The sequence below is a fragment of the Shewanella japonica genome, from assembly GCF_002075795.1.
In the GTDB taxonomy this organism is placed as follows: Bacteria; Pseudomonadota; Gammaproteobacteria; order Enterobacterales; family Shewanellaceae; genus Shewanella; species Shewanella japonica.
The window spans coordinates 4,277,948-4,304,669 of record NZ_CP020472.1 but is presented as its reverse complement, the minus strand read 5'-3'; the positions used below and the strand labels follow the sequence as shown (position 1 = coordinate 4,304,669).

The 26,722-nt window shown below is 41.8% G+C and carries 28 protein-coding genes and 2 pseudogenes; 15 read left to right on the top strand and 15 right to left on the bottom strand.

Going from position 1 to position 26,722, the window contains the following annotated elements; genetic code table 11:
* Positions 1-54: 54 nt before the first annotated feature.
* The 13 genes and pseudogenes from SJ2017_RS18480 to SJ2017_RS18420 all read right to left on the bottom strand — a co-directional run bounded on the left by SJ2017_RS18480 (position 55) and on the right by SJ2017_RS18420 (position 10,822).
* Positions 55-327: a transposase gene (locus SJ2017_RS18480; RefSeq protein WP_065109380.1), complete on the bottom strand. Its 273-nt coding sequence runs from the start codon at positions 325-327 to the stop codon at positions 55-57.
* A 558-nt stretch (positions 328-885) separates the two neighbouring features.
* Entirely contained in the window at positions 886-2,247 is a 1,362-nt protein-coding gene (gene mgtE, locus SJ2017_RS18475) for a magnesium transporter (protein ID WP_055023484.1), read from the bottom strand.
* 344 nt (positions 2,248-2,591) lie between these two features.
* Entirely contained in the window at positions 2,592-2,864 is a 273-nt protein-coding gene (locus SJ2017_RS18470) for an HPr family phosphocarrier protein (RefSeq protein WP_055023483.1), read from the bottom strand.
* A 2-nt stretch (positions 2,865-2,866) separates the two neighbouring features.
* On the bottom strand, positions 2,867-3,712 hold the full coding sequence (gene rapZ / locus SJ2017_RS18465) for an RNase adapter RapZ (RefSeq protein WP_055023482.1): 846 nt from the start codon (positions 3,710-3,712) through the stop codon (positions 2,867-2,869).
* The gene (gene ptsN, locus SJ2017_RS18460) at positions 3,709-4,152 is read right to left on the bottom strand and encodes a PTS IIA-like nitrogen regulatory protein PtsN (protein ID WP_055023481.1); all 444 of its coding nucleotides are present in this window, start codon (positions 4,150-4,152) and stop codon (positions 3,709-3,711) included. The genes rapZ and ptsN overlap by 4 nt, the downstream gene beginning before the upstream one ends.
* Before the next feature lie 2 nt (positions 4,153-4,154).
* Entirely contained in the window at positions 4,155-4,442 is a 288-nt protein-coding gene (gene hpf, locus SJ2017_RS18455; protein ID WP_055023480.1) for a ribosome hibernation promoting factor, read from the bottom strand.
* A 24-nt stretch (positions 4,443-4,466) separates the two neighbouring features.
* Positions 4,467-5,951, bottom strand: coding sequence for an RNA polymerase factor sigma-54 (locus SJ2017_RS18450; RefSeq protein WP_065109381.1), 1,485 nt, complete (start codon positions 5,949-5,951; stop codon positions 4,467-4,469).
* A 204-nt stretch (positions 5,952-6,155) separates the two neighbouring features.
* A complete protein-coding gene (gene lptB / locus SJ2017_RS18445) occupies positions 6,156-6,887 on the bottom strand; it encodes an LPS export ABC transporter ATP-binding protein (RefSeq protein ID WP_055023478.1) in 732 nt (243 codons plus the stop codon).
* Positions 6,888-7,081: 194 nt separating this feature from the next.
* Positions 7,082-7,627 (bottom strand): annotated as a pseudogene (gene lptA, locus SJ2017_RS21760) (lipopolysaccharide transport periplasmic protein LptA); the annotation flags it as partial.
* Positions 7,628-7,691: 64 nt separating this feature from the next.
* Positions 7,692-8,252, bottom strand: coding sequence for an LPS export ABC transporter periplasmic protein LptC (gene lptC, locus SJ2017_RS18435; RefSeq protein WP_055023477.1), 561 nt, complete (start codon positions 8,250-8,252; stop codon positions 7,692-7,694).
* Positions 8,249-8,812, bottom strand: coding sequence for a 3-deoxy-manno-octulosonate-8-phosphatase KdsC (gene kdsC / locus SJ2017_RS18430; protein WP_055023476.1), 564 nt, complete (start codon positions 8,810-8,812; stop codon positions 8,249-8,251). Before kdsC ends, lptC begins: the two co-directional genes overlap by 4 nt.
* A gap of 1 nt (position 8,813) precedes the next feature.
* Positions 8,814-9,791 (bottom strand): KpsF/GutQ family sugar-phosphate isomerase, encoded by a 978-nt coding sequence (locus SJ2017_RS18425; protein ID WP_080916863.1) that lies wholly within the window; start codon positions 9,789-9,791, stop codon positions 8,814-8,816.
* 68 nt (positions 9,792-9,859) lie between these two features.
* Positions 9,860-10,822, bottom strand: coding sequence for a calcium/sodium antiporter (locus SJ2017_RS18420; protein WP_080916861.1), 963 nt, complete (start codon positions 10,820-10,822; stop codon positions 9,860-9,862).
* Positions 10,823-11,029: 207 nt separating this feature from the next.
* Here SJ2017_RS18420 and SJ2017_RS18415 point away from each other — a divergent pair, with 207 nt between their 5' ends.
* Genes SJ2017_RS18415 through murA form a run of 7 tightly spaced genes read left to right on the top strand, consistent with a single transcriptional unit; the run spans position 11,030 to position 15,627 of the window.
* On the top strand, positions 11,030-11,827 hold the full coding sequence (locus SJ2017_RS18415; RefSeq protein ID WP_080916859.1) for an ATP-binding cassette domain-containing protein: 798 nt from the start codon (positions 11,030-11,032) through the stop codon (positions 11,825-11,827).
* Positions 11,814-12,599 (top strand): lipid asymmetry maintenance ABC transporter permease subunit MlaE, encoded by a 786-nt coding sequence (mlaE, locus tag SJ2017_RS18410; protein ID WP_055023472.1) that lies wholly within the window; start codon positions 11,814-11,816, stop codon positions 12,597-12,599. Before SJ2017_RS18415 ends, mlaE begins: the two co-directional genes overlap by 14 nt.
* 39 nt (positions 12,600-12,638) lie before the next feature.
* Positions 12,639-13,109 carry an outer membrane lipid asymmetry maintenance protein MlaD gene (mlaD, locus tag SJ2017_RS18405; RefSeq protein WP_065109384.1) on the top strand — a complete coding sequence of 157 codons (471 nt, stop codon included), beginning with the start codon at positions 12,639-12,641 and terminating at the stop codon, positions 13,107-13,109.
* 12 nt (positions 13,110-13,121) lie between these two features.
* A complete protein-coding gene (locus SJ2017_RS18400) occupies positions 13,122-13,781 on the top strand; it encodes an MlaC/ttg2D family ABC transporter substrate-binding protein (RefSeq protein WP_080916857.1) in 660 nt (219 codons plus the stop codon).
* Positions 13,778-14,074, top strand: coding sequence for an STAS domain-containing protein (locus tag SJ2017_RS18395; RefSeq protein WP_080916855.1), 297 nt, complete (start codon positions 13,778-13,780; stop codon positions 14,072-14,074). The genes SJ2017_RS18400 and SJ2017_RS18395 overlap by 4 nt, the downstream gene beginning before the upstream one ends.
* Before the next feature lie 25 nt (positions 14,075-14,099).
* Complete coding sequence (locus SJ2017_RS18390; RefSeq protein ID WP_055023469.1) at positions 14,100-14,351, top strand: BolA family protein; 252 nt, start codon at positions 14,100-14,102, stop codon at positions 14,349-14,351.
* 13 nt (positions 14,352-14,364) lie between these two features.
* Positions 14,365-15,627, top strand: coding sequence for a UDP-N-acetylglucosamine 1-carboxyvinyltransferase (murA, locus tag SJ2017_RS18385; RefSeq protein ID WP_055023468.1), 1,263 nt, complete (start codon positions 14,365-14,367; stop codon positions 15,625-15,627).
* Between the two features lie 96 nt (positions 15,628-15,723).
* On the opposite strand, the pseudogene degS reads toward murA, so the two are convergent.
* A pseudogene (degS, locus tag SJ2017_RS18380) lies at positions 15,724-16,800 on the bottom strand (outer membrane-stress sensor serine endopeptidase DegS).
* A 235-nt stretch (positions 16,801-17,035) separates the two neighbouring features.
* Positions 17,036-18,388, bottom strand: a complete 1,353-nt coding sequence (locus tag SJ2017_RS18375) for a DegQ family serine endoprotease (protein ID WP_080916853.1) — start codon at positions 18,386-18,388, stop codon at positions 17,036-17,038.
* Positions 18,389-18,624: 236 nt separating this feature from the next.
* On the opposite strand from SJ2017_RS18375, the gene zapE reads away from it, so the two are divergent.
* The 8 genes from zapE to rlmB all read left to right on the top strand — a co-directional run bounded on the left by zapE (position 18,625) and on the right by rlmB (position 26,670).
* Entirely contained in the window at positions 18,625-19,737 is a 1,113-nt protein-coding gene (zapE, locus tag SJ2017_RS18370; RefSeq protein ID WP_080916851.1) for a cell division protein ZapE, read from the top strand.
* Positions 19,738-20,037: 300 nt separating this feature from the next.
* On the top strand, positions 20,038-20,469 hold the full coding sequence (gene rplM, locus SJ2017_RS18365; protein WP_055023464.1) for a 50S ribosomal protein L13: 432 nt from the start codon (positions 20,038-20,040) through the stop codon (positions 20,467-20,469).
* 15 nt (positions 20,470-20,484) lie between these two features.
* Complete coding sequence (gene rpsI / locus SJ2017_RS18360; protein WP_055023463.1) at positions 20,485-20,877, top strand: 30S ribosomal protein S9; 393 nt, start codon at positions 20,485-20,487, stop codon at positions 20,875-20,877.
* 157 nt (positions 20,878-21,034) lie between these two features.
* Complete coding sequence (locus SJ2017_RS18355) at positions 21,035-21,223, top strand: DUF2065 domain-containing protein (RefSeq protein ID WP_055023462.1); 189 nt, start codon at positions 21,035-21,037, stop codon at positions 21,221-21,223.
* Between the two features lie 67 nt (positions 21,224-21,290).
* Entirely contained in the window at positions 21,291-22,586 is a 1,296-nt protein-coding gene (locus SJ2017_RS18350) for an adenylosuccinate synthase (protein ID WP_055023461.1), read from the top strand.
* Positions 22,587-22,790: 204 nt separating this feature from the next.
* Complete coding sequence (locus SJ2017_RS18345; RefSeq protein ID WP_174567613.1) at positions 22,791-23,438, top strand: tetratricopeptide repeat protein; 648 nt, start codon at positions 22,791-22,793, stop codon at positions 23,436-23,438.
* A gap of 42 nt (positions 23,439-23,480) precedes the next feature.
* Positions 23,481-25,925, top strand: a complete 2,445-nt coding sequence (rnr, locus tag SJ2017_RS18340; RefSeq protein ID WP_080916847.1) for a ribonuclease R — start codon at positions 23,481-23,483, stop codon at positions 25,923-25,925.
* Positions 25,926-25,929: 4 nt separating this feature from the next.
* Complete coding sequence (gene rlmB, locus SJ2017_RS18335; RefSeq protein ID WP_055023458.1) at positions 25,930-26,670, top strand: 23S rRNA (guanosine(2251)-2'-O)-methyltransferase RlmB; 741 nt, start codon at positions 25,930-25,932, stop codon at positions 26,668-26,670.
* Positions 26,671-26,722 lie beyond the last annotated feature (52 nt).

Here is a 26,722-nt window from a genome sequence, read left to right as displayed (position 1 = left end):
TAGCTTCCGATGGGGACGAATGCTAAAGTCATTTTTCTTTCCGAAACGTTGAATTTAATGTCCTTTTACTGACACTAATTCTTGATTCAGTTGAAATAGCCTTTTCTGCAAATTTGCTATTTCAGTTGCAATTTCAGTGGCTAAATCTTGTTGTTTGCTCACTGATTTTAGAGGTTGTTTTCTTTTCTTCACCCATTGGTAAATGGTTTTTGCTGACACATTATATTGCTTGGCAACATCTGAAATTAATCGATTATTGTCTTTTACTTCCTTGATTACTTGTTGCTGTAATTCATCTGGATATATTCGATTTAGTGTCGTCATCATTGTTCCTACTACTCAATTTTGTTAACCACGAACCTTCATAAAATTAAGAGGTTTTTAGATTAATGATTGTTATCAATATCCCAGCTGCTCAATCCAAGGTGATGGAAGAAGTGCCACTGATATTGACAGTTTTCAATGAACATTCTTAGATAATTCATACTTAACTCCCTGTATTACATCTCTAATCGAGTCATAAATTGGTCAAAAATGCATCTACCTCTAAGGTGGTATATATCTATATGGAATAGTCGTGCCAATTTTGAAATAAATATTTTATCGTTAATTAACAGTTAGTTAGTTTTTTAGTGTGTTAACTCTAAAAAAATGCGTTGTGTTACATTGGTGCAAATTATCCATTTTGGTGCAAGGTGGTGATTTATTGGTAAATTTAATTTACCAGACTTTTTGGGCGTCATTTCTAGTGAGATTAACGGTAAACCATTATCACTTAATCAGTATGAATGAGGAGTGTTACAGTGAGTCGTTTATGATTTAGAAGGATTAAAAAATCCATGCCGTTTGGCATGGATTTAGTGAGATGCGAAGGTCGGATATTGACTACATTAAGAAGATCGTAGCTAAACCTAAAAAGGCAAATAGGCCGATGACGTCGGTTACTGTGGTAAGCACCATACCACCTGCTAAAGCAGGATCGATGTTCAACTTTTTCAGTAAGAGTGGAATACTGGCGCCTGCAAGACCTGCAACAGTCATATTAATGAGCATGGCGCCACCAATCAAACCACCTAAGGCCATATCGTCTTTCCACAGCCAAACGGCAAAAAATACCAACACTGACCACATAATGCCGTTAAGGAAACCAATGGCTAACTCTTTGCCTATTAACCAGCGAGAGTTACTTTGACCAATATGCCCAAGAGCAATACCACGAATGACCAAAGCTAATGTCTGGTTACCTGCAACGCCGCCCATGCTCGGAACAATGGTCATTAAAATGGCAATAGTGGCAAACTGCTCAAGGGTGCCTTCAAACATGTTACTGACAGAGGCAGCAAGTAAAGCAGCAAATAAATTGATTGTTAACCACAAAGAGCGTCGGAAGGTACTTTTCATTACGGGACCGAATGTGTCCTCGTCATCATCCATCCCCGCCATCCCCATCATGGAGTGCTCGGCATCTTCACGGATAACATCGACGACGTCATCAATGGTAATACGGCCTAATAACTTCTGCTGTTCATCAACGACAGGGGCTGAAATCCAGTCATGACGTTCGAATAACTGTGCCACTTCATTATCTGGCATATCAACAGGGATACTTTCAAGCTCCGGATCCATGATGCTGCGGATCGTTTCGCTAGGGTTACAGGTTAATAGATCGGCTAAACGGACACCGCCAAGTACATGGTCGTTTTTGTCGACCACATAGAGTGTATCTGTCGTATCGGGTAAATTGCCTCGTTGGCGTAAGTAACGCAGTACCACATCAATATTCACGTCAGGACGTAAAGTCACGGTATCGGTATTCATGATACTGCCGGCAGTATCTTCAGGGTAGGATAACGCTTGTTCAACTCGGTGACGGTCTTGGCTACTCATCGATTGCAGTACTTTCTTATACACTGCATCTGGCAAGCTACGTAAAATATAAGCCAGGTCATCGGTGTCCATTCCTGAAGTGGCTTGCGCAACTTTTTCAGGTGTCATGCCACTGATAAGCGAATCTTTTAACTCTTCACCGAGTTCTTCAAGAATTTCACCGGCTTGTTCTTGGTCGATAAGTTGCCACAACACTTGGCGTGTTTTAGGGGGAGATGACTCAAGAATGAGGGCGACATCAGAAGCGGCCATATCATGCAGCATATTGCGCACATGCACAAACATACCACTACCAAGTGCTTGGGTGAGCTGATTTAGGCGCTGTTCTGTAAGTTCGCTATCTATCACTTCGATACTCATTCGCCACTCCTCAAAAATTCGATTGCTAATATTAACTTAACAGTGTGTAAAGGGAGAAGCAGTTTCTAATATGGTGTTGATTGCCGTATAAAAAATAAGCAGGTTATGGTGTGGGTCATGACATTATTATAGTTAACTATAACTGTTTGTTGTTGATAATTTGCCGTTGACTGTTTTAATGCGCTTTGCGCAGCGCAAAAGCTTAGTTTAAGCGTATTCCCGAGTAGAATAGGAGGTTAATAAAGCATGGCTGATAGCGGTTTGGGGTCGTAAATTTCAATGTTTTGCTAGTAAGTGATAACTAGCAACGAGTTAGCCTGAAAGCGTTAAACCATATAAAAGGATTAGCTTTCTTCGTCAAATTTGTCGTTAATCAGTTGGCAAACCGCATCTAGTGCTTGCTGTGCATCAGGGCCTTCAGCCTGAACAGTAATCACTTTTCCTATACCACTTTCTAGCATTAATAAACCTAACACACTCGCTGCGCTGGCTTGTTTGTCACCTTGAATCAAGGTAATGCTGGCTTTAAATTCCGTAGCCAATATAGCTAATTTTGTTGCCGCTCGAGCATGAAGCCCAAGTTTATTACTGATGGTGATTTCTCTGGAGATATTCATCGTCACAGGTTGAGCTCTCGGTGGCGAGCGCTAACTTGGTGTTTACTGTTACTGAAGCGCTGTGTGAGTTGATCTGCAATATAAACTGAGCGATGCTGTCCACCTGTGCAGCCAATCGCGATGGTAAGGTAACTGCGATTATTGCGCTCAAGGTGCGGCATCCAAGTATCAAATAAATTCTCAATCTGCCAGATGAACTTATTGACTAGGGGTTGTCTGCCTAAGAATTCTTGTACTGGTTGATCAAGACCCGTTAATGGTCTTAACTCAGGCTCCCAATGTGGGTTTGGCAAAAAGCGGACATCAAACATAAAGTCGGCTTCAGTAGGCATACCGTGCTTGAATCCAAATGATTCAAAGTGAATGACTAATTCTTTATCAACACTGCCCATAAGAATTTGTCGGACTTGATCGCTCAAATCGTAAATATTCAGCTGAGATGTGTCGATGTAGTGATCAACCATTTTGGCGATTGGTTCGAGCAATCGACCTTCAAGTTGAATCGCTTCTTGTAATGAGATTTGATTTTTTGACAGCGGGTGTAATCGACGTGTTTCACTGTATCGTTTAAGCAGTACTTGATCATTGGCATTTAAAAATAAACTAATGATCGTGGTATCGTCGGACAACAAAGCAATTTGCTGCTCTAATACTTTGCCTTGCTCTTCGATATTACGCACATCAACACTGATGGCGACAAGTTCATTATTTCCTTTTAGCTGCTCTAGTAGGCTGCCAATCAGTGGGAGAGGCAGATTATCAACACAGTAATAACCTAAATCCTCTAACACTCTTAAAGCAACTGACTTACCTGAGCCCGATCGTCCTGATACGATGACAAGTTTCATGCAGTAATAACCTGATACAGTTCTGTAGCGTCATGACTCTTTCGAAGTCTTTTAAGGATGAGTTTATCGCTTAATTTCTCAGCCATACTTGATAACGTGCTTAAGTGTTGCTGACATTGCTCAGAAGGAACCAATAAGGCAAATAAAATGTCTACTGGCTTCTTATCAATAGCATCAAAGTCGATAGCTTCTTCACATTTGATCAAAATAGCGATCGGCGATTCAATGTCGTCTAAACGCCCATGTGGAATCGCAATGCCATTGCCGATACCTGTGCTACCCATTTTTTCACGTGCTATTAAACTTTCGAAAATAGCTTGTGAAGATAGAGTAGGGTACTGGTCAGCCATTAAATTGCTGATAAGTTCCAGTACCTTTTTCTTACTGCCCGGAGTGGCACAGGTAGTGCACGCCGGCTGCAGGATGGTGCGAAGTTCCATCGTTAGTGTTTAATTAACTTCTCTTTGTGTTTAATTACCTGACGGTCTAATTTGTCTATCAGGGCGTCAATTGCGACATACATATCTGCGTTTTGAGATACGGCAAAAACTTCACCTCCTTTGAGGTGCAATTTAGCTTCGGCAATCTGTTGTAACTTTTGTACATTGAGCACAACGTGAACATTATTGATCTGTTCGAAGTGACGTTCAAGCTTTGAAAACTTAGTTTGCACATACTCACGTAAAGATTGAGTAATTTCGATATGGTGTCCAGTCAGGTTAATTTGCATAGATCATCCTCCAATAACAAAGGCTTATAAGCTTTTGCGTTGGTTTGAGGGAGGGATGAGCATTGCTTCACGATATTTGGCGATCGTACGCCGAGCAACATTGATCCCTTGTTCAGCCAGTAGCGTCGCCATTTTACTATCGCTAAGTGGCTTTTTCTGGTTTTCTGCAGCGACCAGCTTTTTGATAAAGGCTCTGATTGCTGTAGATGAACACTCTCCGCCATCATCGGTACTTACGTGGCTAGAGAAGAAGTATTTTAGTTCAAAAAGGCCGCGAGGGGTGTGCATATATTTTTGAGTTGTAACCCGTGAGATGGTCGATTCATGCATCTCTACCGCTTCGGCAATATCATTTAAAACCATAGGCTTCATGGCTTCTTCGCCGAACTCAAAGAAACCTTGCTGGAATTGAACAATACAATTTGCCACTTTTAACAGGGTTTCATTGCGGCTTTCAATACTTTTAATAAACCATTTGGCTTCTTGTAAGTGACCGCGAATGAATTGGCTGTCAGCTTGATTGGCTGAGCCTTTTGCCATGGCGGCATATTGCTGATTTACGCCTATTTTAGGCATATTATCTGGGTTTAATTCTACGACCCAACGGCCATTCTTTTTAAACACTGTGACATCTGGGATGACGTACTCATCTTTGATTGGAGTAATTTGTAACCCTGGGCGAGGGTTCAGTGTTTGGATAAATTGAATCGCTTCGCGTAAATCATCTTCTTTAAGCTTGGTTTTACGCATTAGTAATCTGAAATCACGACCTGCTATTAAATCTAGGTGTTCAGATATCAGTAATTTTACATTTTCTATGCAAGGGATTTCGCTTGGGTATTGTCCCAATTGAATCATCAAACATTCGCTTAAATTTCTTGCAGCGACGCCCACTGGATCAAAATGTTGTACACGCTTTAATACGGCTTCAACCTCATCAAGTTCAATATCCTCAAGACCGAGTGCATCGAGAATATCTTCTGTTGATTGGGTTAAGTAACCTCTATCATCAATTGCGTCGATGATGGCTGTCGCAATGGCGAGGTCATTTTCAGAAAATGGGGTTAAGTTTTTTTGCCATTCTAAATGTTCGTATAAACCTTCAGTCGTTTCACCTTGAAATGGCATATCGTCATCACGGCTTACAGCGCCAGAACCTGAGTTAGGAGAGGCGGTGTAGACTTCATCCCAAGTGGTATCCATTGGTAAGTCTTCAGGCATGGACTCTTTCGTAAGTGACTCTGTTGTATCGACTGATGAGGTGTCTTTTTCTACGCTGACTTGGCTGTTATCGCTAAAATCGGTGTCAGTTTGCTGAGCATTGTCTTTGACTGGTTCTTTTGCTTTGGCAAACTCATCCTCAAGCTCAAGAAGAGGATTTGAGTCAAGTGCTTGCTGAATTTCTTGCTGTAGCTCCAAAGAGGAAAGTTGCAATAAGCGAATGGCTTGTTGCAACTGCGGGGTCATTGTCAGGTGTTGACCCATTTTAAGTTGGAGTGAGGCTTTCATTTACCGCTTATCCCTAATTGAATTTCATCATCGCGACTACAATGTTATGGGTCTAGCACCTTTGTAAGTGTTAGCTAGACTTTAACCGAACTTGGGTTCTACTTTGCCAAAAATTAGCGTTAAGTTTTGAGTCTAGTGTATAACGCTAAAAAGTGGGACTGGTTGGCCGCGAAAATGCCATGCTTGTACACTAAAGAATGCTAACTATAGCTTGAATTGCTCACCTAAGTATACTGACCTGACTTGCTGATTGTCTAAGATCTCAGCAGGCGTACCTTCAGCAATTAAATCTCCGTGGCTGACAATATACGCACGCTCACATACATCAAGTGTTTCACGGACATTATGGTCAGTAATCAATACTCCAAGACCACGATTTTTTAGTTGTTGAATAATTTTCTTAATATCTATCACTGAGATAGGATCAACACCCGCAAATGGTTCATCTAATAAAATAAACTTAGGATTGGCGGCTAAAGCGCGTGCTATTTCTACACGTCGACGTTCACCACCTGATAGAGCCATACCTTGGCTGTCACGAATATGGGTAATATTGAACTCTTCTAATAAGTGCTCTAACTCTTCGATTCGTTGCTCACTCGATAAGGTTTTACGGGTTTGCAGCACCGCCATGATGTTATCGTGCACAGTGAGTTTTCTAAAAATACTGGCTTCTTGAGGTAAGTAACCAATACCTTTACGAGCACGTAAATGCATTGGGTCTGCAGTCAAGTCGTCAGAATCAATCAAAATACGACCTTTATCGCTTTTGACTAAGCCAACAACCATATAAAAGGTTGTGGTTTTACCTGCACCATTTGGCCCTAAAAGACCAACAATCTGACCCGTTTTAACGGTTAGGCTAACGTTTTTGACAACTTGGCGGCTTTTATAGCTTTTTGCTAAGTTCTCAGCTGTTAAGGTAATTTGTGTCATTATTGCTTTTGCTCTGCCGCAGGGGTCGTTATGTCTGCATTGGTTGAGTTTTGAATATCAGATTCTTGAGGGGTGACTGATTCAAGGAGGGCGTCAGTGTTAGTTTCAACAGCATTTGCCTCAGGAGTCACTGTTTGATTCTCAGTTACATTGCTAGGTACATTGTCAGTCGTATCAGCATCTGGGTTATCAAGCGAATCATTATTTTCTAACGGCGCTTCGTCTGAGTTATCAAGTTCTTCGTTTTCTTTATTCAAGTCAGGGTAATTTTCTGGTTGAAAAATAGTGATAACTCTGTCTTTTCCTTCACCTGTGCTTTCAGCGATCAGTTGCTGTTTATCAATATTATAGCTAATGAGATTACCAGTAACCTGACTGCCTGCCTGGTCAAGTTTTGCATTGCCTTTTAAGGTTAAAATACTGGTCGAAAGCTCATATTTTATTTCGTTTGCACTTGCGGTACCGATACGGCCATCATCGAGTTCTTGTGAGAATGTGGCTGGATTACCTGTCGCAATCATGGTTTTTTTGCCACCCGACTCTTCACTGAATGCACGTAATTGATCGGCATTAATATTAATGGTGCCTTGCGTCACATTCACTGGGCCGAAGAAAATCACTTGGTTATTTTTAATATCTGCTTTTTGGCTGACGGCAGCAACTTTAAGCTCTTGTTGTAAATCACCTTCTTTGGCATGAACGCCGGTGACTGTCACTAAGCTCAATCCCATTAGGCTCATACCAAGAATACTTTTTCTAATAAAGTCTGTTTTCATAAGCTTATTGAGTGAAAATGTCAGTGTTTTACTTTGCTTCATATGTTCCTTCTACCTGACTTAAAAGCTCTAACTCTTCGGCATTTAAATCAGCATAAAGGCCTAAGCCTTGTATTTTAAAATCTTGTCCTGAGACATTAATCTGTCGATCAGACGTCATGATCATGGTATTTAAATCTAACGCAAGCATACTTGTGGTTAGCGATTGTACTGGTTCATTGATGTTTATTGCATCAATAATAACATTTTTTTCTAGCACCACTTTACCGGTTTCTTTATTAAGCTTGCCTAATTCAGCGGTTAATTGCCACTCAGCTTCGCCGTTTTCTGGATAGATAAGGTATACAGGCTCAGTGAATAGGGTTTCATTGGTTTGCTGAAAGTGTTCCATGTGTTTTGCTGACACCCGGCTTTGTACTAATCCTTGCTCGTTAAATTCTGTGCTTCGCAAGTCATTAGCGATGAATTCTGGACGCGCGGGATCGGGAAGCTTATTGGCTTCCATTTGACTACGCTTCACTTGCACTTGCCAGTATAAAACTAATGCTGCACCAAAGAAGCCGAGAATAGCGAGGGTGGTACGGCTCATATGCTCATTCCGTGGGCGGTTTCGAACTTGTCTTGGCTAACAAGCAGTAAATCAGTTAACTCACGTAAAGCACCGTTACCGCCATTAATGCGAGTGATCATTTGGCAATGTTGTTTTACGTATGGGTGACCATCTGCTACGCAAACAGCTAAGCCCACTTCTTTCATAACGGGTAAATCAACCATGTCATCACCGATATAGGCAACTTCATCTGGCGTTACATTATAAATACTGAGTAACTCTTTAAATGGTGTGAGCTTATCGTCTACCCCTTGATAGATATGGCTAACACCTAGCGCCGTCATTCGATTTTCGACAATGGCAGACTTTCGGCCTGTGATAACGGCAACACTGATACCGCTAGTTAAAATCGATCGAATACCGTAACCATCACGGGTATGGAAAGCTTTCAGCTCTTCGCCTGCGTTACTTAAATATATACGCCCGTCAGAAAAGACCCCATCAACATCACAGATCAGGAGTTTGATTTTTTTAGCGCGTTGCCAAATATCGTCTGATACAGGGCCATATAATCCTTGATGAACTTGACTATTCGACATATTAAATGACTCCTGCTTTTACCATATCAAGCATATTAAGTGCGCCAATTGGGCGTTGATTTTCATCAACAACAATTAAGCCGTTGATACTTTTTTCATCCATCACTTGTAAGGCCTGTGCTGCTAAAATATCAGCTCTGATGGTAATGCAATTAGGGGTCATCACTTGTGAGATTGGCGTGGTGCGTAAATTGACTTCGGCATCAATCACTCGGCGTAAATCACCATCGGTGAAGATACCGACTAACTGTTGGTTGTCATCAATAACGGCAGTCATGCCTAGTCCTTTATTGGATATTTCGTATAGTGACTCTGTGATGCAAACCTGGCTATTAACTTGCGGAACATCGCTTCCATGATGCATGACGTCTGATACTTTAAGTAAGAGTTTACGTCCTAATGATCCACCTGGGTGTGATAATGCAAAATCATCACGAGTAAAGCCTCTGGCTTGCAATAATGCGACGGCTAGGGCATCTCCCATTACCAAGGTTGCGGTAGTGCTTGAAGTAGGCGCTAATCCTAATGGACAAGCTTCTTCTGGTACTTCAATGCAAAGATGCAGTTTAGATAACCGCGCCATGTTAGATTCAGGCTTACCCGTGATCGCAATCACTGGAACACCCATGCGCTGAATAACGGGTAGCAAGGTTAAAATTTCACTCGACTCACCAGAGTTAGAAATTGCTAAGATAATATCATTTTTAGCCAGTGCACCTAGGTCACCATGGCTTGCTTCGCCTGGGTGAACAAAAAATGCAGGCGTTCCTGTGCTGGCCAATGTAGCTGAAATCTTATTGCCAATGTGGCCTGATTTACCCATGCCCATGACAATCACTTTACCTTTGCACTGCAAAATTAGTTCACAAGCTTGGCCAAAGGCATCTGAATCAACGTACTGATATAAGTTATCTAACGCTGTTTTTTCAATATCAATGACTTGACGACCCCATTGACGCAACTGTGTTTGATTTATCATATGTTTCTCGTTTTTTTCCAATGCTAATGAGTCTTTAACAATGGTGAGTGACCCATCTTTATGCCCCGTTATTGAGATTGAAATAAGACAATCTGGTACGCAATAAAGACGACTAATAATATGGCGCCATGCCAGCGAGTTAATTGTTTCTTCGCTCCACTTGATAATACGAGCACAGCAAGGGCTGCACTGGTACCAAGTGTCATGTAAAAATCACGGCCAGCAGCATTGGCATCTATTTCCCCTGGGGCAATCAATCCTGGTATAGCAAGTACCGCTAGGATATTAAACAGATTCGAACCCACAATGTTACCAATTGCGAGATCATCTTCTTTTTTTAATACGCCAGCTACGCATGCTGCTAATTCAGGCAAGCTTGTTCCCACTGCAATAATGGTTAAACCAATGACTAAATCTGATAACCCAAATGTCTTTGCAATGCCTACAGCGCCGGTTACCATCCAGTCAGCAGAAAGCGGTAGCAAAACCATGCCAACAATAATCCAGATAATAGCATGTAATGTAGGTACATTTTTAGGGATCTCTGCATCAGATTCGTCAGATAGTGGATCTATTTGTTTATTTCTCAGTGCTTGCCAGATGAAATAACCCATTAATGAGAAGAAAGCGACCAAAAGCACTGTGCCTTCAAATCGGGTTAGCATACCGTCATTAATGAGGTATCCGGCTAACACAGTTGCCGCTAACATTAACGGAATTTCACGTTTAAGGGTTTGTGAGCTAACTGATATAGCACCTAATAGTGCTGTAATACCAAGAATTAAGGTGATGTTAGCAACATTTGAACCTAGGACATTTCCAACGGCAGTATTACTCATCCCTTCCATCGACGCTGTTGCAGCCACAAACATTTCAGGAGCAGAACTTCCCATGGCCACAATGGTTAATCCAATCAGCATTGGAGGTAGGCCAAGGTTTCTAGCGAAAGCGGCTGCGCCATATACGAAGCGATCTGCGCTCCAAACTAATACGCCTAATCCAGCGATTAGCATTAAAATATTAAAAAGCATGTGGTTCCAAAACGTGTGTTAATAGCGATATTTGTGCAGGATTTTAACAAAAATATGAGCTGATGCGATAATTGTTGTGGATTGTAACTCATGGTGATTGATTTGTTGTAGGTTCTTACACAATTTCGTACAATTCAGCTCTACACCACATGCGCCAGGAAGGCTATTATTTCTTCAATATCCGATTCCAAATTATTAGATTCAGCAATGCCATTGGTCGAAGTTCGCCACATGGGGTTCAATCGTGGATCACGTGTTATTTTTGATGATATTTGCTTGAGCATTCCCAAAGGGAAGGTGACAGCGATTATGGGCCCGAGTGGCATCGGAAAAACAACCTTACTCAAATTGATTGGTGGTCAATTAACGCCTAACAGTGGTGAGGTACTTTTTAGTGGTGAAAATGTTCATCAATTAACACGTCCGCAATTATTCGAATTACGTAAAAGAATGAGCATGCTTTTTCAAAGTGGTGCGTTATTTACCGATATGAATGTATTCGATAACGTCGCATTTGCCCTGCGAGAGCATTCAGGCTTACCTGAAGAGCTTATTCGTAAAATTGTGTTAATGAAGCTACAAGCGGTTGGGCTTCGAGGCGCAGCACTGATGCACCCTAATGAACTTTCTGGTGGAATGCAGAGAAGGGCAGCATTGGCGCGGGCAATTGCATTAGAACCTGAAATGATTTTGTATGATGAGCCATTTGCAGGCCAAGATCCTATTTCCATGGGTATGCTGGTGAAATTGATAAGCGAATTATCAGATACCTTAAATTTAACTTCAGTGGTGGTCTCTCATGATGTGGACGCCGTGCTGAGTATTGCCGATTATGTTTACGTCATCGCGGAGAAAAAAGTTATTGCTTCAGGAACTCCTGAAGAATTACGTGCTTCTGATAATCGTCAAATTGAGCAATTTATCAAAGGTAATCCTGACGGCCCTGTGCCATTTCATTTTCCTGCCGAAGATTACCAACAGGAGATGCTCAATGGGAGTGATTAACCGCATTGAAAACATCGGTCGCTACGCATTAGATTTTATCGCTGGTTTAGGGCGAGCTGGGCTTATGCTGTGGGGGGCAATTGCCCATTTACCTAGATTGCAAAAAGGGCTTCCTTTACTGCTCAAGCAAATTTATGTGCTTGGTGTGCGCTCAATGGTGATTATCGTCGTATCAGGTCTATTCATAGGTATGGTGTTAGCGCTTCAAGGTTATACCGTACTTGCTGATTTTGGTACTGTTGAAAGCCTAGGGCCTATGGTTGCCTTGAGTTTATTGCGTGAACTTGGCCCAGTGGTTACAGCTCTTTTATTTGCTGGTCGAGCGGGTTCAGCATTGACAGCTGAAATCGGATTAATGAAATCTACCGAGCAATTGTCTAGTCTTGAAATGATGGCCGTCGATCCGTTGAAGCAAGTTATCGCACCTCGCTTTTGGGCTGGAGTGATTTCAGTGCCATTATTAACCATGATGTTTTGCCTTGTTGGAATATTGGGTGGTCATTTGGTGGGGGTAGAATGGAAAGGCATTGATAGCGGGTCTTTTTGGTCAATTCTTCAAGCGTCGGTTGAGTGGCGTCAGGATATTGTAAATTGCTTGATTAAAAGTACCTTCTTCGGTGTGGTTGTGACATGGATTTCTTTATATCGCGGGTATGAAGTCACGCCAAACCCTGAAGGGATAAGCAAAGCCACTACCTCGACCGTGGTGCAAGCAAGTTTGGTCGTACTCGCATTAGATTTCTTGCTGACTGCAATCATGTTTGGTCAGTAGTCATATTTTTAACGTTCATAAATTAAGTGGTTGAAGCGTATGTTGACAAGGAAAGTAGAATTATTCGTAGGCGTATTTTTGCTCGCTGGGCTGCTGGCATTTTGTATTTTGGTATTCAATGTTGCCAACGTAGAACTAAAACCCAATCAAGCTACCTATACTCTAAAGGCAGAGTTCAACAATATTGGCGGGTTAAAAGTACGCTCGCCAGTTAAAGTAGGCGGAGTTGTCGTTGGCCGCGTGACAAATATAACCTTAGACACTAAAAAACTTGTGCCCGTGGTAACGTTAACGATGGACAAGCAATATGATCAATTCCCTGAAACCAGTAGCTTATCGATTTTAACCTCGGGTTTACTTGGGGAACAATTTTTAGGCTTAACCCCAGGTTTTATGGATGATGATATAGAGATGCTAGCGGATGGCGATAGAGTCCATGACACTCGTTCAGCATTAATATTAGAAGATTTAATTGGGCAACTTTTGTATAGCGTTTCTTCGAAGGATTAATAGGAGAGTATCATGAGCCAATGTTTCATACGTTTATGGCGTGTTTGTGTCTTATTCGCGGTCATCATTTTGCCAGTACAGGCTAGCGAAGTGATCGACACCCATGACCCTTTTAAATTAGTCCAGCAAGTATCCAGTAAAACCTTTGAACGTTTTGATGCTGATAAGGCACTCATTGATGCTGATTTGAGTCATTTGAAAGTCATTGTGCGCGAAGAGTTAATGCCTTATGTGGATTATAAGTATGCAGCTTATAAAGTCATGGGGCAGTATTTACGCGACACCACACCAGAGCAACGAGAGCGTTTTGTTGATGCATTTGAAGGGTATTTGGTTGCGACTTATGCGCAAGCGTTCACCGAATATACTGGACAAAAAGTGCAATTTTCTCCAGCTAGTGAATTCGAAAATGAAAAGTTTGTTGATGTAAATGTGCAAATTATTGAAGACGGTCGTCCGCCAATTAAGGTGATGTTTAAGGCTAGACGCCTAAAAGATGACAGTTGGAAAGCGTTCGATTTAGTCGCTGAAGGGGTCAGTTTGCTGGCATCTAAACAGTCAGAAATCACCAACCTTATTCGCCAAAAAGGGGTTGATTCAGTGATTGAGATGCTTAAAGAGAAGACCCAGCAAGAAATCAATTACAAACAGGATAAGGAAAATGCTGCGTGATTGAGTTTTTACAGCAAGGTGACATTTGTGAAATTAAAGGGCAACTAAGGCAAATAGAGGTCATCGATTTATGGTCAAAACGACAAGAGTTGTTTACTGATTCGACTCAGGTGTTAGACTTGTCTGCTTTAGAGTATGCCGACAGCGCAGGCGTCGCTTTTTTACTTGAGCTGGTTAGTTTAGGTAAAAGCAGTAAAAACACCACTCAGCCAAGGAGATTGGCACATCCGAGTAAACATCTAAAAAGACTCATTGAGTTATATGATTTAGAATCCTTTTTTCTAGAAAACTAGCATTGAATTTAAGGTAACCAATTTCATGGATTGCAAAGTAATCGAGCAGATTTTAACAGAAGCACTAACGATTGATGAAGTGCATGTCACTTCAGATGGAAGTCATTATAAAGTTGTTGCCGTTGGCGAATGTTTTGATGGCATGAGCAAAGTAAAGCAGCAGCAAACGATTTATGCACCATTAAATGACCATATTGCTAGTGGTGAATTACATGCGCTGACCATCAAAACATTTACGCCGACACAGTGGAAGCGTGAAAAATTATTTAATATGTAATTAGAGAGTCAGTGTGGATAAATTAACAATTAAAGCCAGTAAGCCACTTTCTGGAGATGTCACTATTTCTGGTGCTAAAAATGCGGCATTGCCGATTCTATTTGCTGGCGTGCTTGCTGAAACTGACTTTATCGTCTCTAACGTACCAAGTTTACGCGATGTAAATACCACGTTTAAATTACTACGATGCTTGGGCGCAGAAGTCACAGATTTAGGTAACAGTAAATACTGCATCTCAGCTGCAAAGCTTAATGAGTTTTGTGCACCTTACGATTTAGTCAAAACCATGCGCGCTTCGATCCTAATTTTAGGGCCGTTGCTGGCACGTTTTGGTACTGCAGATGTGTCACTGCCTGGCGGCTGTGCTATTGGTGCTCGTCCAGTGAACCTTCATTTACAAGGCTTAGAGCAAATGGGCGCTAAGATTGAAGTAAAAGAAGGCTACATTAAAGCTCGTGTCGATGGTCGCTTAAAAGGTGCGCATATCTTTATGGATATGGTGAGCGTTGGGGCAACCGAAAACTTATTGATGGCTGCTGCATTAGCTGATGGTGAAACCATTATTGAAAATGCTGCGCGAGAGCCTGAAATTAATGATTTAGCACATTGTTTGATAGCGATGGGAGCTAAAATTTCGGGTGTCGGTACTGCTACATTAAAAATTGAAGGTGTTGAGCGTCTTTCAGGGTGTGAGCACCGTGTCATGCCTGATCGAATTGAGACAGGTTCATTCCTTGTTGCTGCTGCAGTGACTCGTGGTAGCGTGCGTTGTGTCAGTGCCGATCCATCTTCGCTTGAAGCTGTACTTGCTAAGTTAGAAGATGCGGGGGCAGAAATCACTACAGGTGAAGATTGGATTGAGCTGGATATGAAAGGCAAACGTCCAAAGGCCGTTAATATAAAAACGGCTCCTTATCCTGCATTCCCAACCGATATGCAAGCTCAGTTTTGTGTGTTAAATGCTTTAGCTGAAGGAACGAGTCATGTGACTGAAACGATTTTTGAAAATCGTTTTATGCATGTACCTGAACTGAGCCGTATGGGCGCAGAAATGGAACTTGAAGGTAATACTTGTATCATTAAAGGTATTGAGCGCATGAATGGTGCTCAAGTGATGGCGACTGATTTACGTGCATCTGCCAGCTTAGTGATTGCAGGTTTAATGGCTGATGGGATTACTACAGTTGATCGTATTTACCACCTTGACCGTGGTTATGAACATATTGAAGAAAAGTTCAAAGGGCTAGGCGGCGAAGTCGTACGTGTGTCTGAATAGACTGACGTGATTAGGCTTTTAATAAGCTAAAGGCTATACCAATAAAAAACCGCTCATTGAGCGGTTTTTTATTTAATTGAATTAAGTGTCTTTTTATTAGCTATTTTCTGGTAACTTCTCGCCAATAATCACAGGCAGTTCAATCGGCTTGCCTTCACGGATAATGGTAATGTTAACCTTATTGCCTGGTGGTGTTTCCGCGATTCTATCCATCAGCATTTCAACACCAGGAACGCTTTCTTCTGCGTATTGAATAATGACGTCGCGTGGTTTTAAAGTCGCTTTAGCTGCAGGGCCATTAGGATCAACCCCTGTTACTAGTACACCTTTAAGATCGGGTAAGTTTAAAATTTGCGCCATCACTTGGCTGAGCGGCTCGCCAGAGATCCCTAAAGCACCGCGGATCACACGGCCATTTTTAATCAGTTTACCCATAATGCTATGGGCAAGCTTGATAGGAATAGCAAAGTTAATTCCGTGTCCACCGCCTTCAGCGCCAATCTGAAATGCGGCAGTATTAATACCAATTAATTCCCCACCTGTGTCAATTAATGCCCCACCTGAGTTACCGGCATTAATCGCAGCATCTGTTTGTAAAAAGTCTAAATAACCTGAACTGAGCCCATTTCGACCTGTGGCACTAATAATACCTTGAGTAATGGTTTACCCTAAGTTGTAAGGATTACCAATGGCAAGCACAACATCACCTACTTGGGCTGGGTTATTAAGATTAATCGGAACGATTGGCAGGTTATCCCCTTCGATTTTAAGCACGGCGATATCAGTGATTTGATCTGAGCCCACGACTTCTGAAGTAAATTTTCGCCCATCTTGTAAGGCAATGACGATCTCATCAGCTTTTTTAATAACATGGTAGTTGGTTAAAATATAACCTTCTTTACTCATGATAACGCCTGAGCCGAGACCTTGAAGTGAACTGGAATTCAGTGGGCTATTTTGATCTAAACTGAGGCTATAAATATTGACAACGGCAGGGGCTGCTCGGCGAACCGCGCTCGCAAAAGACAATTCGTTATTTTGATGAGTAACAGACAAGCCATTGTTAAAGCTGTTGTTATCAGTAAAACGAGTCACTACTAAAAACACAGCAGCCATGACGAGGCCAAAAACCACGGCTTTTGTTAAGTATAAGATGTTGTCTTTAAGATTCATTGGCCAACTAAATTAGTTAAATTAATCAAGGATATTACCACGCTTAAAAAAATTAAGCATCGTGACTAGGCCACGATGCTTAATTAGCACTATAAATCTCAGCTTTTAGTGCAGCGTTAATGAAGGTATACACATGTCAAACGACACCATTGCTAGGTAATATCATAGCGGTTATTACCTTAATGCCTTGTTATTAAAGTTTGATATACCTTTATAAAGCTCGCTGTCATTCAGGCTATCTTAATACAAGGTACATTAGCTTATTATCACGTAATATTTTTAGTGCCACTGCGCCTTGTTGGTTTTTCAGCTCTTCTTTAAGTGAGTTTAAGTTTTTCACCTTGCTGCGGTTTAAGCCCACTATCAGATCGCCTTTTTCTAGGCCGTTACGAGCGGCCGGCGACCCCTGTGCAATATCGGTTATTTCAATACCTTTATTACTATTAGTAAGTTCAGCCCCTTCAAGCATAGGATGTAAAGCATCAGCAGCTGAGCCGGTACTGCTTGTTGATTCTCCTAATATTACGTTAACGGTTTCTTTATCCCCGTCTCGAATGATGCCGATGTTAACTTTAGCACCAGCGCCCATAGTGGCCACTTTGGCTCGAAGTTCTTGGAAGTTTTTGATTTTTTTCCCGTTTACGCTGACGATAATATCGCCAGCTTCAATGCCTGCTTCATCGGCTGCACTATCTGGCATCACTTCACTAATAAAGCCACCATGTTGGGTTTCAAGACCAAATGCTTTAGCGAGTTCATTATCTAAATCTCGGCCTGTTACACCTAGCACCCCACGCTTGACTTCACCATGCTCGATAATTTGATTAATGAGGTTATTGACCATATTGGCAGGAATAGCGAAACCAATACCGACGTTACCGCCACCTGGAGCGACAATGGCCGTGTTAATACCAATCAGTTCACCGTTCAGGTTGACGAGTGCACCACCAGAGTTACCACTATTAATAGCAGCATCGGTTTGGATAAAGTTTTCAAGCATTTCGATGCCAAGCCCGCTGCGACCCAATGCACTGACAATACCGGATGTGACAGTTTGACCTAAGCCAAACGGATTACCAATTGCAATAGCAAAGTCGCCAACACGAATGTCATCTGAATTGGTTTGTTTAATCGCTGTCAGGTTTTTGGCTTTAATTTGCAATAAGGCGATATCGGACTCGGGATCTGAGCCTATTAATTTAGCATCAATTTCGCGGCCATCATGTAAACCGATTTTAATTTCATCGGCGCCATTAATTACATGGTTATTAGTCACAATGTAACCTTCTTTTGCATCAATAATGACACCAGAACCTAGACCTCTAAATGGTCGTTCACGTACTTGTTCTTGAGGTGCGTTGGGGCCAAAGAAATATTTAAACACATCAGGAATTTGCTGTTTTGAAGTTTGAGTACCACTAACCGCAACTGAAACCACAGCTGGGGTTGCTTGTTCTAACATTGGCGCTAGGCTTGGCAATGTTTGACCATCAACTGCATGAGGCATCGCTGCCTGTGATATAGCTGGCATTAACGATAAAGAGGCAGTTAATAACGCTGCAGAAAGTAAAGTTAATTTTGGCTTCATTGATTGTAACTCCTTGAAAATGAAATCTGTGTCATACACGAAAATGGCTTTTCGCTTATGCGTAATAAATGATTCCCGTTAACACGTATTGAATATATAACCTCGGAGTGGTGCAAAATCCAATAAGTTCAGGCTTTATTAACAAAGGTTAATTTTTTGTTGTTCTAAGCGTTACCTCAATTGAGGCTGCATGCTATGATTGCTGAGAATTTTCAGCAGTATAGAGAGTCGTATTCGTGTCTCAGTTAAGCCCATGGCAGCATTATCAACAAGATTTAACCCGTGAAGGTTTTTCTCATGACTTAGCACAAGAGCAAGCAGTTAAGTCATTACAAAGAGTGTATGAAGAGCTTATAGCTGCTGATACTCAAACCTCTGGCATGACTAAACTATTGAGCGCTATTGGTATTAAAAAATCTGCACCTTCAGTGCAGGGGTTATACCTTTGGGGCGGTGTAGGCCGTGGTAAAACCTACCTTATGGATACCTTCTTTGATGCTTTACCGACAGATAAAAAACTGCGTGCTCATTTTCATCGGTTTATGCATCAGTTACATCATGATTTAGGTGAACTGGAAGGGGTGCAAGACCCGTTAATCAGCATTGCGAAGAAAATGGCTCAACAATATAAGATTATTTGTTTTGATGAGTTTTTTGTTTCTGACATTACTGATGCGATGTTATTGGGAACCTTGTTTCAATACTTGTTTAAAGAAGGCGTTGCTTTAGTGGCAACATCTAACATTATTCCTGATGATTTATACAAAAACGGCCTTCAACGTGCGCGCTTTTTACCTGCGGTTGCATTAATTAATCAGCATTGTGAAATTTTAAACGTGGATTCAGGTATCGATTACCGTTTACGTACACTTGAGCAAGCTGAGATATACCATTTCCCATTAGATGAACAAGCTGATACAAACTTACTAACTTATTTTGGCCAGCTTGCCCCTGAATTTGAGGTGCTGACAGACGCTATCGAGATAGAAGGGCGTTTAATTGATATTCGTCAGCAATCTCAAGGCGTGCTATTAGCTAATTTTAGAGACTTGTGTGATGGGCCAAGATCGCAACGTGATTATATGGAAGTGGCCAGACTCTATCACACGGTTTTATTAAGTGGTTTAGAGCAGATGGGCTCGTCTACGACAGGTGATGATATTGCCAGACGTTTTCTGGCGATGGTGGATGAGTTTTATGAGCGTAATGTTAAGCTGATTATCTCTGCAGAAGTGGCGCTGGAAGCTATTTATACAGACGGTTTATTGGCTTTTGAGTTCAGGCGTTGTCGTTCGCGTTTAATCGAAATGCAATCTCATGATTACCTGACTTTAGAGCATCTACCTTAATAGTGGCGCGTTTATATATTAAGCCGTCTATTGATATGTAATTTCGCTTAAAAAATCGCATATATAATGTACATCAATCAAGAAATCACCCATCGCGGTGATTTTTTTATAAAAGTTAAAAAATTAGGTGATTTTTAACTCAGGTTTGTCTATAATCCGCCACCTGCCCTCGTTACTCCACCGAATTTGGGTGGACGATTTAAACCAATTTCAGCTCGAAGGGGCTTTGAAATGGTCATTGTGTTGATTGCATGAGCAGTCAATATTGAGACAGAATTTTAAACATTGGGTTTTTGTAAAATGAAGACTACATTTACTGCTACACCAGAAACAGTCACTCGTGACTGGTTCGTCGTTGATGCTGAAGGTAAAACTTTAGGTCGTATCGCTACTGAAATTGCTACTCGTTTACGCGGTAAGCATAAGCCAGAGTATACTCCTCATGTTGATACTGGCGACTACATCATCGTTATTAACGCTGAGAAAGTTGCTGTGACTGGTAACAAAGCTAAAGGCAAAGTTTACTACTCACATTCAGGTTTCATCGGTGGCATTAAGCAGATTACTTTTGAAAAGCTGCAAGATCATAAGCCTGAAATGATTATCGAGAAAGCAGTTAAGGGTATGTTACCAAAAGGTCCATTGGGCCGTGCTATGTTCCGTAAGCTTAAAGTTTACGCTGGCACTGAACATAACCATGCTGCACAACAACCTCAAGTTCTTGATATCTAATACGGGAGTAAGCTAATGTCTGCAACTCAGTACTACGGCACTGGCCGTCGTAAAACATCAACTGCTCGCGTATTCGCTAAAGCAGGTAGTGGTCAAATCGTTGTTAACCAACGTCCACTAGATGTATATTTTGGTCGTGAAACTGCTCGTATGGTTGTTCGTCAACCTCTAGAGCTTGTTGAAATGACTGACAAACTTGACATCTATGTAACTGTTAAGGGCGGTGGTATCACTGGCCAAGCAGGTGCAATTCGTCACGGTATTACTCGTGCATTGCTTCAATTAGACGAAGCTTTACGTCCTTCTTTACGCGGCGCTGGTTTCGTTACCCGTGATGCTCGTAAAGTTGAGCGTAAGAAAGTTGGTCTACGTAAAGCACGTCGTAAGCCACAATTCTCAAAACGTTAATTCGTTTTTGGAATTCAAAAAGCCCAGCTATATGCTGGGTTTTTTATTGCCTATTTTTTACTATTTACCCTGACGATGCGAAATGATAAGTGTGTTACTGATTTTGTGTTTTAGTGGTCTTGATGTTATTGGCGCAACAAAAATGATGGAGTGAATAATGGATTATCAAATGCTAATGTTAGTAATTGGCACGGTTTTAGTTATAGAGGGCGTAGGGCCACTATTATTTCCTGAACAGTGGAAAAAATATTTAGCCGAGATTTCACTGCAAAATAAGAATGTTCTCAGGAGGTTAGGTGGATCTTTAGTCTCTGCTGGCGTCGTACTATTAATAATTTTCGCATAAAATACTTGCAATATACCCCCAAAAATCTGTTAAAATTCGCCTTTATACCGCAACCTTGCAGCAGACGATGGGCAAAAACGTAGTAGTACTCGGCACTCAATGGGGTGACGAAGGAAAAGGTAAGATTGTCGACCTTCTAACAGAACAGGCAAAATATGTAGTTCGTTACCAAGGCGGCCACAATGCTGGTCATACTCTTGTTATCGACGGCGATAAAACAGTACTTCATTTGATTCCATCAGGGATCTTACGCGACAATGTGAAATGCATTATCGGTAATGGTGTAGTGCTCGCTCCCGATGCTTTGATGAAAGAGATCAACATGCTTAAAGAGCGTGGTGTTCCTGTCGAAGAGCGTCTTCTTATTTCAGAAGCATGTCCACTAATTCTACCTTTCCATTGTGCTCTTGATGTAGCTCGTGAAAAAGCGCGCGGCAATCAAGCTATCGGTACAACGGGTCGTGGTATTGGTCCTGCTTATGAAGATAAAATTTCTCGTCGTGGTCTTCGCGTCGGTGATTTGTTCAATGCTGAACTTTTCGCTGAGAAGCTAAAAGAAGTGATGAAATATCACAACTTTATGCTGACAGAATACTATGATTGTGAAGCAGTTGATTATCAAAAAACGCTTGAAGATGCATTAGCGATTGCTGATTATCTTAAGAGCATGTGTACTGATGTTACTGAATTACTTGATACTGCCCGTAAAGCGGGTGAGCCAATCTTGTTTGAAGGTGCTCAAGGGACATTACTTGATATCGACCATGGTACATACCCATATGTGACTTCATCAAATACTACAGCAGGTGGCGTAGCTACTGGTTCTGGTTTTGGTCCTCGTCACTTAGATTATGTTTTAGGTATCATGAAAGCTTACACCACTCGCGTAGGTGCTGGTCCATTCCCAACTGAACTTGAGAATGAGATTGGTGACTACTTAGGTCATAAAGGCCAAGAGTTTGGTGCTACCACTGGTCGTAAACGTCGTCCAGGTTGGTTGGATGCAGTGGCAATGCGCCGTGCAGTTCAAATCAACAGTGTAAGCGGCTTCTGCCTAACAAAGCTTGATGTTCTAGATGGCCTAGAAGAAGTTAAGATTTGTGTTGGTTACAAGTACCCAGATGGTACTGTTGAAACTGTTACTCCACTAGCAGCCGAAGGTTACGAGCAGGTGACACCTGTTTTTGAAACTATGCCTGGCTGGAGTGAAACAACTTTCGGTGCGACGTCAATTGAGCAACTGCCACAAGCAGCACTTAATTACATCAAGCGCATTGAAGAGTTGCTAGAAGCACCTGTTGATGTTATTTCAACGGGTCCTGATAGAAATGAAACAATCGTATTAGTTAATCCATTTAACTAACACATTGAAGGCCGCTAACTTAGCGGCCTTTTTATTGTGTTGTTAACCTGATTAGCCTAACTGAAATTTATAATCGAAATATCGCTGTCATCCTCCAGTTATCTTCGTTACTTTTCCAATCTAATATTGATTTTCTTTATCATTTTTATCCGCTAATAACCTTAGTTTGTGCAGTTAATACTCAAGAATTGAGCTATAATGCCGATGCATAGAGTAACTATAGTGTCATTGAGAATTGTTATGCTGCGATTAAGTTTGGTCATCTTCTGTTTTATTCCTTATCTTGCTGTTGCTGAACTTGCTTCAGTAGATATCTATAGTGATGAACAGTTATTGACATTAATTCGTACTGATCGATATTTAGAGCAAGTGCAAACCGATGATTGTCAGTTAGTGCAAGATATTGAAGCAAGAGCTGAAATTTTAAAGCAGCCCATGTATCAGTTTTTATGGGGCGAAATGCTTAACCATGGTGTGTGCGTACCTAAGCATGCCTCTCGTGGTATGAAACAATTACAAATTGCTGCAGAGCAAGGTAGCGCAGAGGCGATGCTAAAACTGGCCGAATATTACTATCACGGCAAAATGGTAGTTAAAGATAAGAATCGTGCTGTGCAGTATGTGATGCCTGCAGCTGCCAATGGTGATGTTCCAGCACGACTTATGTTAGTTCGCTTATTTAGCGAAGGTTATGGTAGCCCTGTAGACTATAAGTTAGGTTACCATTGGTTATATAACAGCGTATTTAATGATGAAGCAACGCAAAAACAAGCGGCTTCATTATTGCAGGATTTAGCCGCTAAGATGCCCGCCAGTATAGTAGAGCGAGCTCAGCAGCCACAGCTGCATTAAACGCGAATACTCCAAAGGTGGAGTAAATTATTTGGAAATTGAATGATCAACGATCCTCATTTTGAGAGAGAGCAAGACAAGTACGAAAACCCAATCCCTAGCCGTGAATACATCTTAGAGTATTTACGCGCACAGAAATCCCCAGTGACCCGTGAGCACATTGCTAAAGCACTTAACATGGTCGATGAAGATCATCTTGAAGCGTTAAGAAGACGTTTACGTGCAATGGAGCGAGACGGACAACTTGTTTATACCCGTGGGCATAGCTACGGATTACCTGAAAGAATGGATTTAATTTCGGGCACCATTATTGGTCACCGTGATGGCTTTGGATTTTTTAAATCTGATGAAGGCGGTGACGATTTATTTATCAATAATCGTGACATGCAAATGTATTTCCACGGTGACAAAGTACTGGCACAAAAAGCAGGTTCAGACAGACGTGGTCGTCGTGAAGCACGCATCGTCAGATTAGTACAAGAACGGACTGCGCCCTTAGTTGGTCGCTATCATGTTGATGCAGGTATGGCATTTGTCATTGCCGATGATAGACGTATTACTCAAGAAATATTAATAGCAAAAGAAGATGCCAACGGCGCTCGTGCGGGTGACGTTGTCGTGGTTGAGCTCACTCGTCGACCTGGCCGCTTTGTAAAAGCTGCTGCGAAAGTGACGGAAGTTTTGGGTAAGACCATGGCGCCGGGTATGGAAATTGAAATTGCACTGCGCAATTACGATTTACCGCATAAATGGTCGTCAGTTATTGAGAAAAAACTCAAACGTATTCCTGATGAAGTCCCAGAGTCTGATAAAAAAGGCCGTGTTGATTTACGCCATTTACCGTTAGTGACTATTGATGGTGAAGATGCTCGAGATTTTGATGATGCAGTGTATGCAGAAACAAAACCAAGTGGTGGCTGGCGTTTATGGGTAGCGATTGCCGATGTGAGCCACTATGTGCGCACTGATTCAGCATTAGATGAAGAAGCGAGAGCGCGTGGTAACTCTGTGTATTTCCCATCGCAAGTTATTCCAATGTTGCCTGAGAAAATTTCGAACGGCTTATGTTCGCTAAACCCGCATGTCGACCGCTTATGTATGGTTGCGGAAATGACGATTTCTGCTGCTGGTAAACTATCGGGTTACAAGTTTTATCCTGCGGTCATGCATTCTCATGCTCGGTTCACTTATACCCAAGTTGCAGCCATGCTTGAAGGCGGTGAGATTGCGCCTGAGCACGAAAGCTTATTCCCACATCTTCAATGTTTACAATCACTGTATTTAACATTGAATGAACGTCGAGTTGAGCGTGGTGCGATAGCATTCGAAACTGTTGAGACACAGTTTATCTTTAATGAGCAACGTAAAATCGAAGCTATTGTGCCGAGAAGTCGAAACCAAGCGCACAAGATTATTGAAGAGTGCATGATCCTTGCTAACGTAGCTTCTGCTAAATTTGTTAAAAAGCATAAAGGTGAAGTGTTATATCGAGTTCATGAAGCGCCATCAGAGACTAAACTAGCTAATTTCAAAGAGTTTTTAGCCGAACGTGGCCTGTCGATGAATGGTGGTGATGAGCCTACACCATCAGATTATCAAGATGTGATGCTGAAAATTGCTGATAGGCCAGATGCAGAGTTAATTCAAATTATGTTGCTGCGCTCTATGCGCCAAGCAGTATATAGCCCTGATGACGATGGTCACTTTGGTCTAGCATTAACCGAGTATTCGCATTTTACATCGCCTATTCGTCGATATCCTGATTTAGTCTTGCACCGCGTGATACGCTATTTATTAGCTGCCCAAGAGGGCAATGTTAAGGACAAATGGACCCCTGAAGGTGGCTATCATTACGATCTTGATGAGCTAGATAAGTTAGGTGAAGAGTGTTCAACCACTGAACGCCGTGCTGATGAAGCGACACGTGATGTCAGCGATTGGCTTAAGTGCGAGTACATGCAAGATCATGTGGGTGATGACTTTGAGGCCGTTATTGCCTCTGTTACGAGTTTCGGCTTATTTGTCCGATTAAAGGATCTTTATATTGATGGCTTAGTTCATATTTCAAGTTTAGTGAGTGATTACTATCAGTTTGATCCTATGCGTCAGCGTTTGATTGGTGAAAACACCAAGAATGTATATCAAGTCGGTGATGAAGTGAGTGTTAAAGTTGCTGCGGTTAATCTAGATGACCGACAAATTGATTTGATTATGCTTGGCGATCATGGAAAGAGTCGTAAAAAAGCTAACCGCAAGCCATTAACTGCTCGTGAGCGTGCAAACCTTGAAGGGGCTAAAGTTGGAGCGGGTAAATCGAGTCGTGACAGCGAAGCTACGACCGAAAAAGGCAAAAAGAAGCGTGGTTCTAGTAGCAAAAAAACACGTTCTAATACTGCGGCAAAACGAAAAAGTACGAGTAAACCAGCTAAAGGCACTTCCGCCACCGCTGCAAAGAAACCATCAAAAGCAAAGCGTAAGAGAAAATAAGTAAATGAAAAAACAAGATATCATTTTTGGCATCCATGCAGTTGAAGCTTTGCTACGCAACGCACCAGAGCGCATTATTGAGCTATGGGCTTTACAAGGCCGTGAAGATGAACGTGTATTGCCGTTAATTAATTCGGCGACACAGTTTGGTGTGTCGGTGCAACGTTCAAGTCGCAAAGTACTTGATGACAAATCTGCCAGTAGTCAACATCAAGGAATTGTTGCACGGGTTAAGCCTGCAAAAATCTTAACTGAAAATGATTTAGATGTATTACTTGAAAAAACTGATCAAGCCTTTTTATTAATATTAGATGGCGTAACGGACCCACATAATTTAGGTGCTTGTCTTCGTAACGCGGATGCCGCAGGCGTACAGGGCATTATTGTGCCGAAAGATAATTCAGTTGGGTTAACTGCAACCGTAAGTAAGGTTGCTTGTGGTGCTGCTGAAACCATCCCGTTATTTCAAGTGACTAACCTTGCTCGTACCATGCGTCATATTCAGCAAAAAGGTGTTTGGATTATTGGTGCGGCAGGTGAAGCGGATTGCGAACTGTATCAAGCAGACTTAAAAGGGTCATTAGCGATTGCAATGGGCGCAGAAGATAAAGGACTACGTCGTTTAACTCGTGAAAGTTGTGATTCGATAGTCTCGATTCCAATGGCTGGAAGTGTTTCAAGCTTGAATGTATCAGTAGCAACCGGTATTTGTTTATTTGAAGCAGTGCGTCAACGCAAAGCATAAAATGAACTGAAAATGCGACACGACGAAAACGGGCTTAATGCCCGTTTTTTTT

Excerpts from the sequence above, each read along its gene's own strand:
- SJ2017_RS18420 (WP_080916861.1), bottom strand. The coding sequence starts at position 10,822 with ATGCTTTTTAATATTTTAATGCTAATCGCTGGATTAGGCGTATTAGTT.
- SJ2017_RS18390 (WP_055023469.1), top strand. The coding sequence starts at position 14,100 with ATGGATTGCAAAGTAATCGAGCAGATTTTAACAGAAGCACTAACGATT.
- mlaD (WP_065109384.1), top strand. The coding sequence starts at position 12,639 with ATGTTGACAAGGAAAGTAGAATTATTCGTAGGCGTATTTTTGCTCGCT.
- SJ2017_RS18470 (WP_055023483.1), bottom strand. The coding sequence starts at position 2,864 with ATGAATATCTCCAGAGAAATCACCATCAGTAATAAACTTGGGCTTCAT.
- mlaE (WP_055023472.1), top strand. The coding sequence starts at position 11,814 with ATGGGAGTGATTAACCGCATTGAAAACATCGGTCGCTACGCATTAGAT.
- lptB (WP_055023478.1), bottom strand. The coding sequence starts at position 6,887 with ATGACACAAATTACCTTAACAGCTGAGAACTTAGCAAAAAGCTATAAA.
- SJ2017_RS18480 (WP_065109380.1), bottom strand. The coding sequence starts at position 327 with ATGATGACGACACTAAATCGAATATATCCAGATGAATTACAGCAACAA.
- ptsN (WP_055023481.1), bottom strand. The coding sequence starts at position 4,152 with ATGGAACTTCGCACCATCCTGCAGCCGGCGTGCACTACCTGTGCCACT.
- SJ2017_RS18355 (WP_055023462.1), top strand. The coding sequence starts at position 21,035 with ATGGATTATCAAATGCTAATGTTAGTAATTGGCACGGTTTTAGTTATA.
- rplM (WP_055023464.1), top strand. The coding sequence starts at position 20,038 with ATGAAGACTACATTTACTGCTACACCAGAAACAGTCACTCGTGACTGG.
- mgtE (WP_055023484.1), bottom strand. The coding sequence starts at position 2,247 with ATGAGTATCGAAGTGATAGATAGCGAACTTACAGAACAGCGCCTAAAT.
- kdsC (WP_055023476.1), bottom strand. The coding sequence starts at position 8,812 with ATGTCGAATAGTCAAGTTCATCAAGGATTATATGGCCCTGTATCAGAC.
- SJ2017_RS18425 (WP_080916863.1), bottom strand. The coding sequence starts at position 9,791 with ATGATAAATCAAACACAGTTGCGTCAATGGGGTCGTCAAGTCATTGAT.
- SJ2017_RS18450 (WP_065109381.1), bottom strand. The coding sequence starts at position 5,951 with ATGAAAGCCTCACTCCAACTTAAAATGGGTCAACACCTGACAATGACC.
- SJ2017_RS18345 (WP_174567613.1), top strand. The coding sequence starts at position 22,791 with ATGCATAGAGTAACTATAGTGTCATTGAGAATTGTTATGCTGCGATTA.
- rpsI (WP_055023463.1), top strand. The coding sequence starts at position 20,485 with ATGTCTGCAACTCAGTACTACGGCACTGGCCGTCGTAAAACATCAACT.
- rnr (WP_080916847.1), top strand. The coding sequence starts at position 23,481 with ATGATCAACGATCCTCATTTTGAGAGAGAGCAAGACAAGTACGAAAAC.
- SJ2017_RS18375 (WP_080916853.1), bottom strand. The coding sequence starts at position 18,388 with ATGAAGCCAAAATTAACTTTACTTTCTGCAGCGTTATTAACTGCCTCT.
- lptC (WP_055023477.1), bottom strand. The coding sequence starts at position 8,252 with ATGAGCCGTACCACCCTCGCTATTCTCGGCTTCTTTGGTGCAGCATTA.
- SJ2017_RS18400 (WP_080916857.1), top strand. The coding sequence starts at position 13,122 with ATGAGCCAATGTTTCATACGTTTATGGCGTGTTTGTGTCTTATTCGCG.
- rapZ (WP_055023482.1), bottom strand. The coding sequence starts at position 3,712 with ATGAAACTTGTCATCGTATCAGGACGATCGGGCTCAGGTAAGTCAGTT.
- rlmB (WP_055023458.1), top strand. The coding sequence starts at position 25,930 with ATGAAAAAACAAGATATCATTTTTGGCATCCATGCAGTTGAAGCTTTG.
- hpf (WP_055023480.1), bottom strand. The coding sequence starts at position 4,442 with ATGCAAATTAACCTGACTGGACACCATATCGAAATTACTCAATCTTTA.
- SJ2017_RS18415 (WP_080916859.1), top strand. The coding sequence starts at position 11,030 with ATGCCATTGGTCGAAGTTCGCCACATGGGGTTCAATCGTGGATCACGT.
- SJ2017_RS18350 (WP_055023461.1), top strand. The coding sequence starts at position 21,291 with ATGGGCAAAAACGTAGTAGTACTCGGCACTCAATGGGGTGACGAAGGA.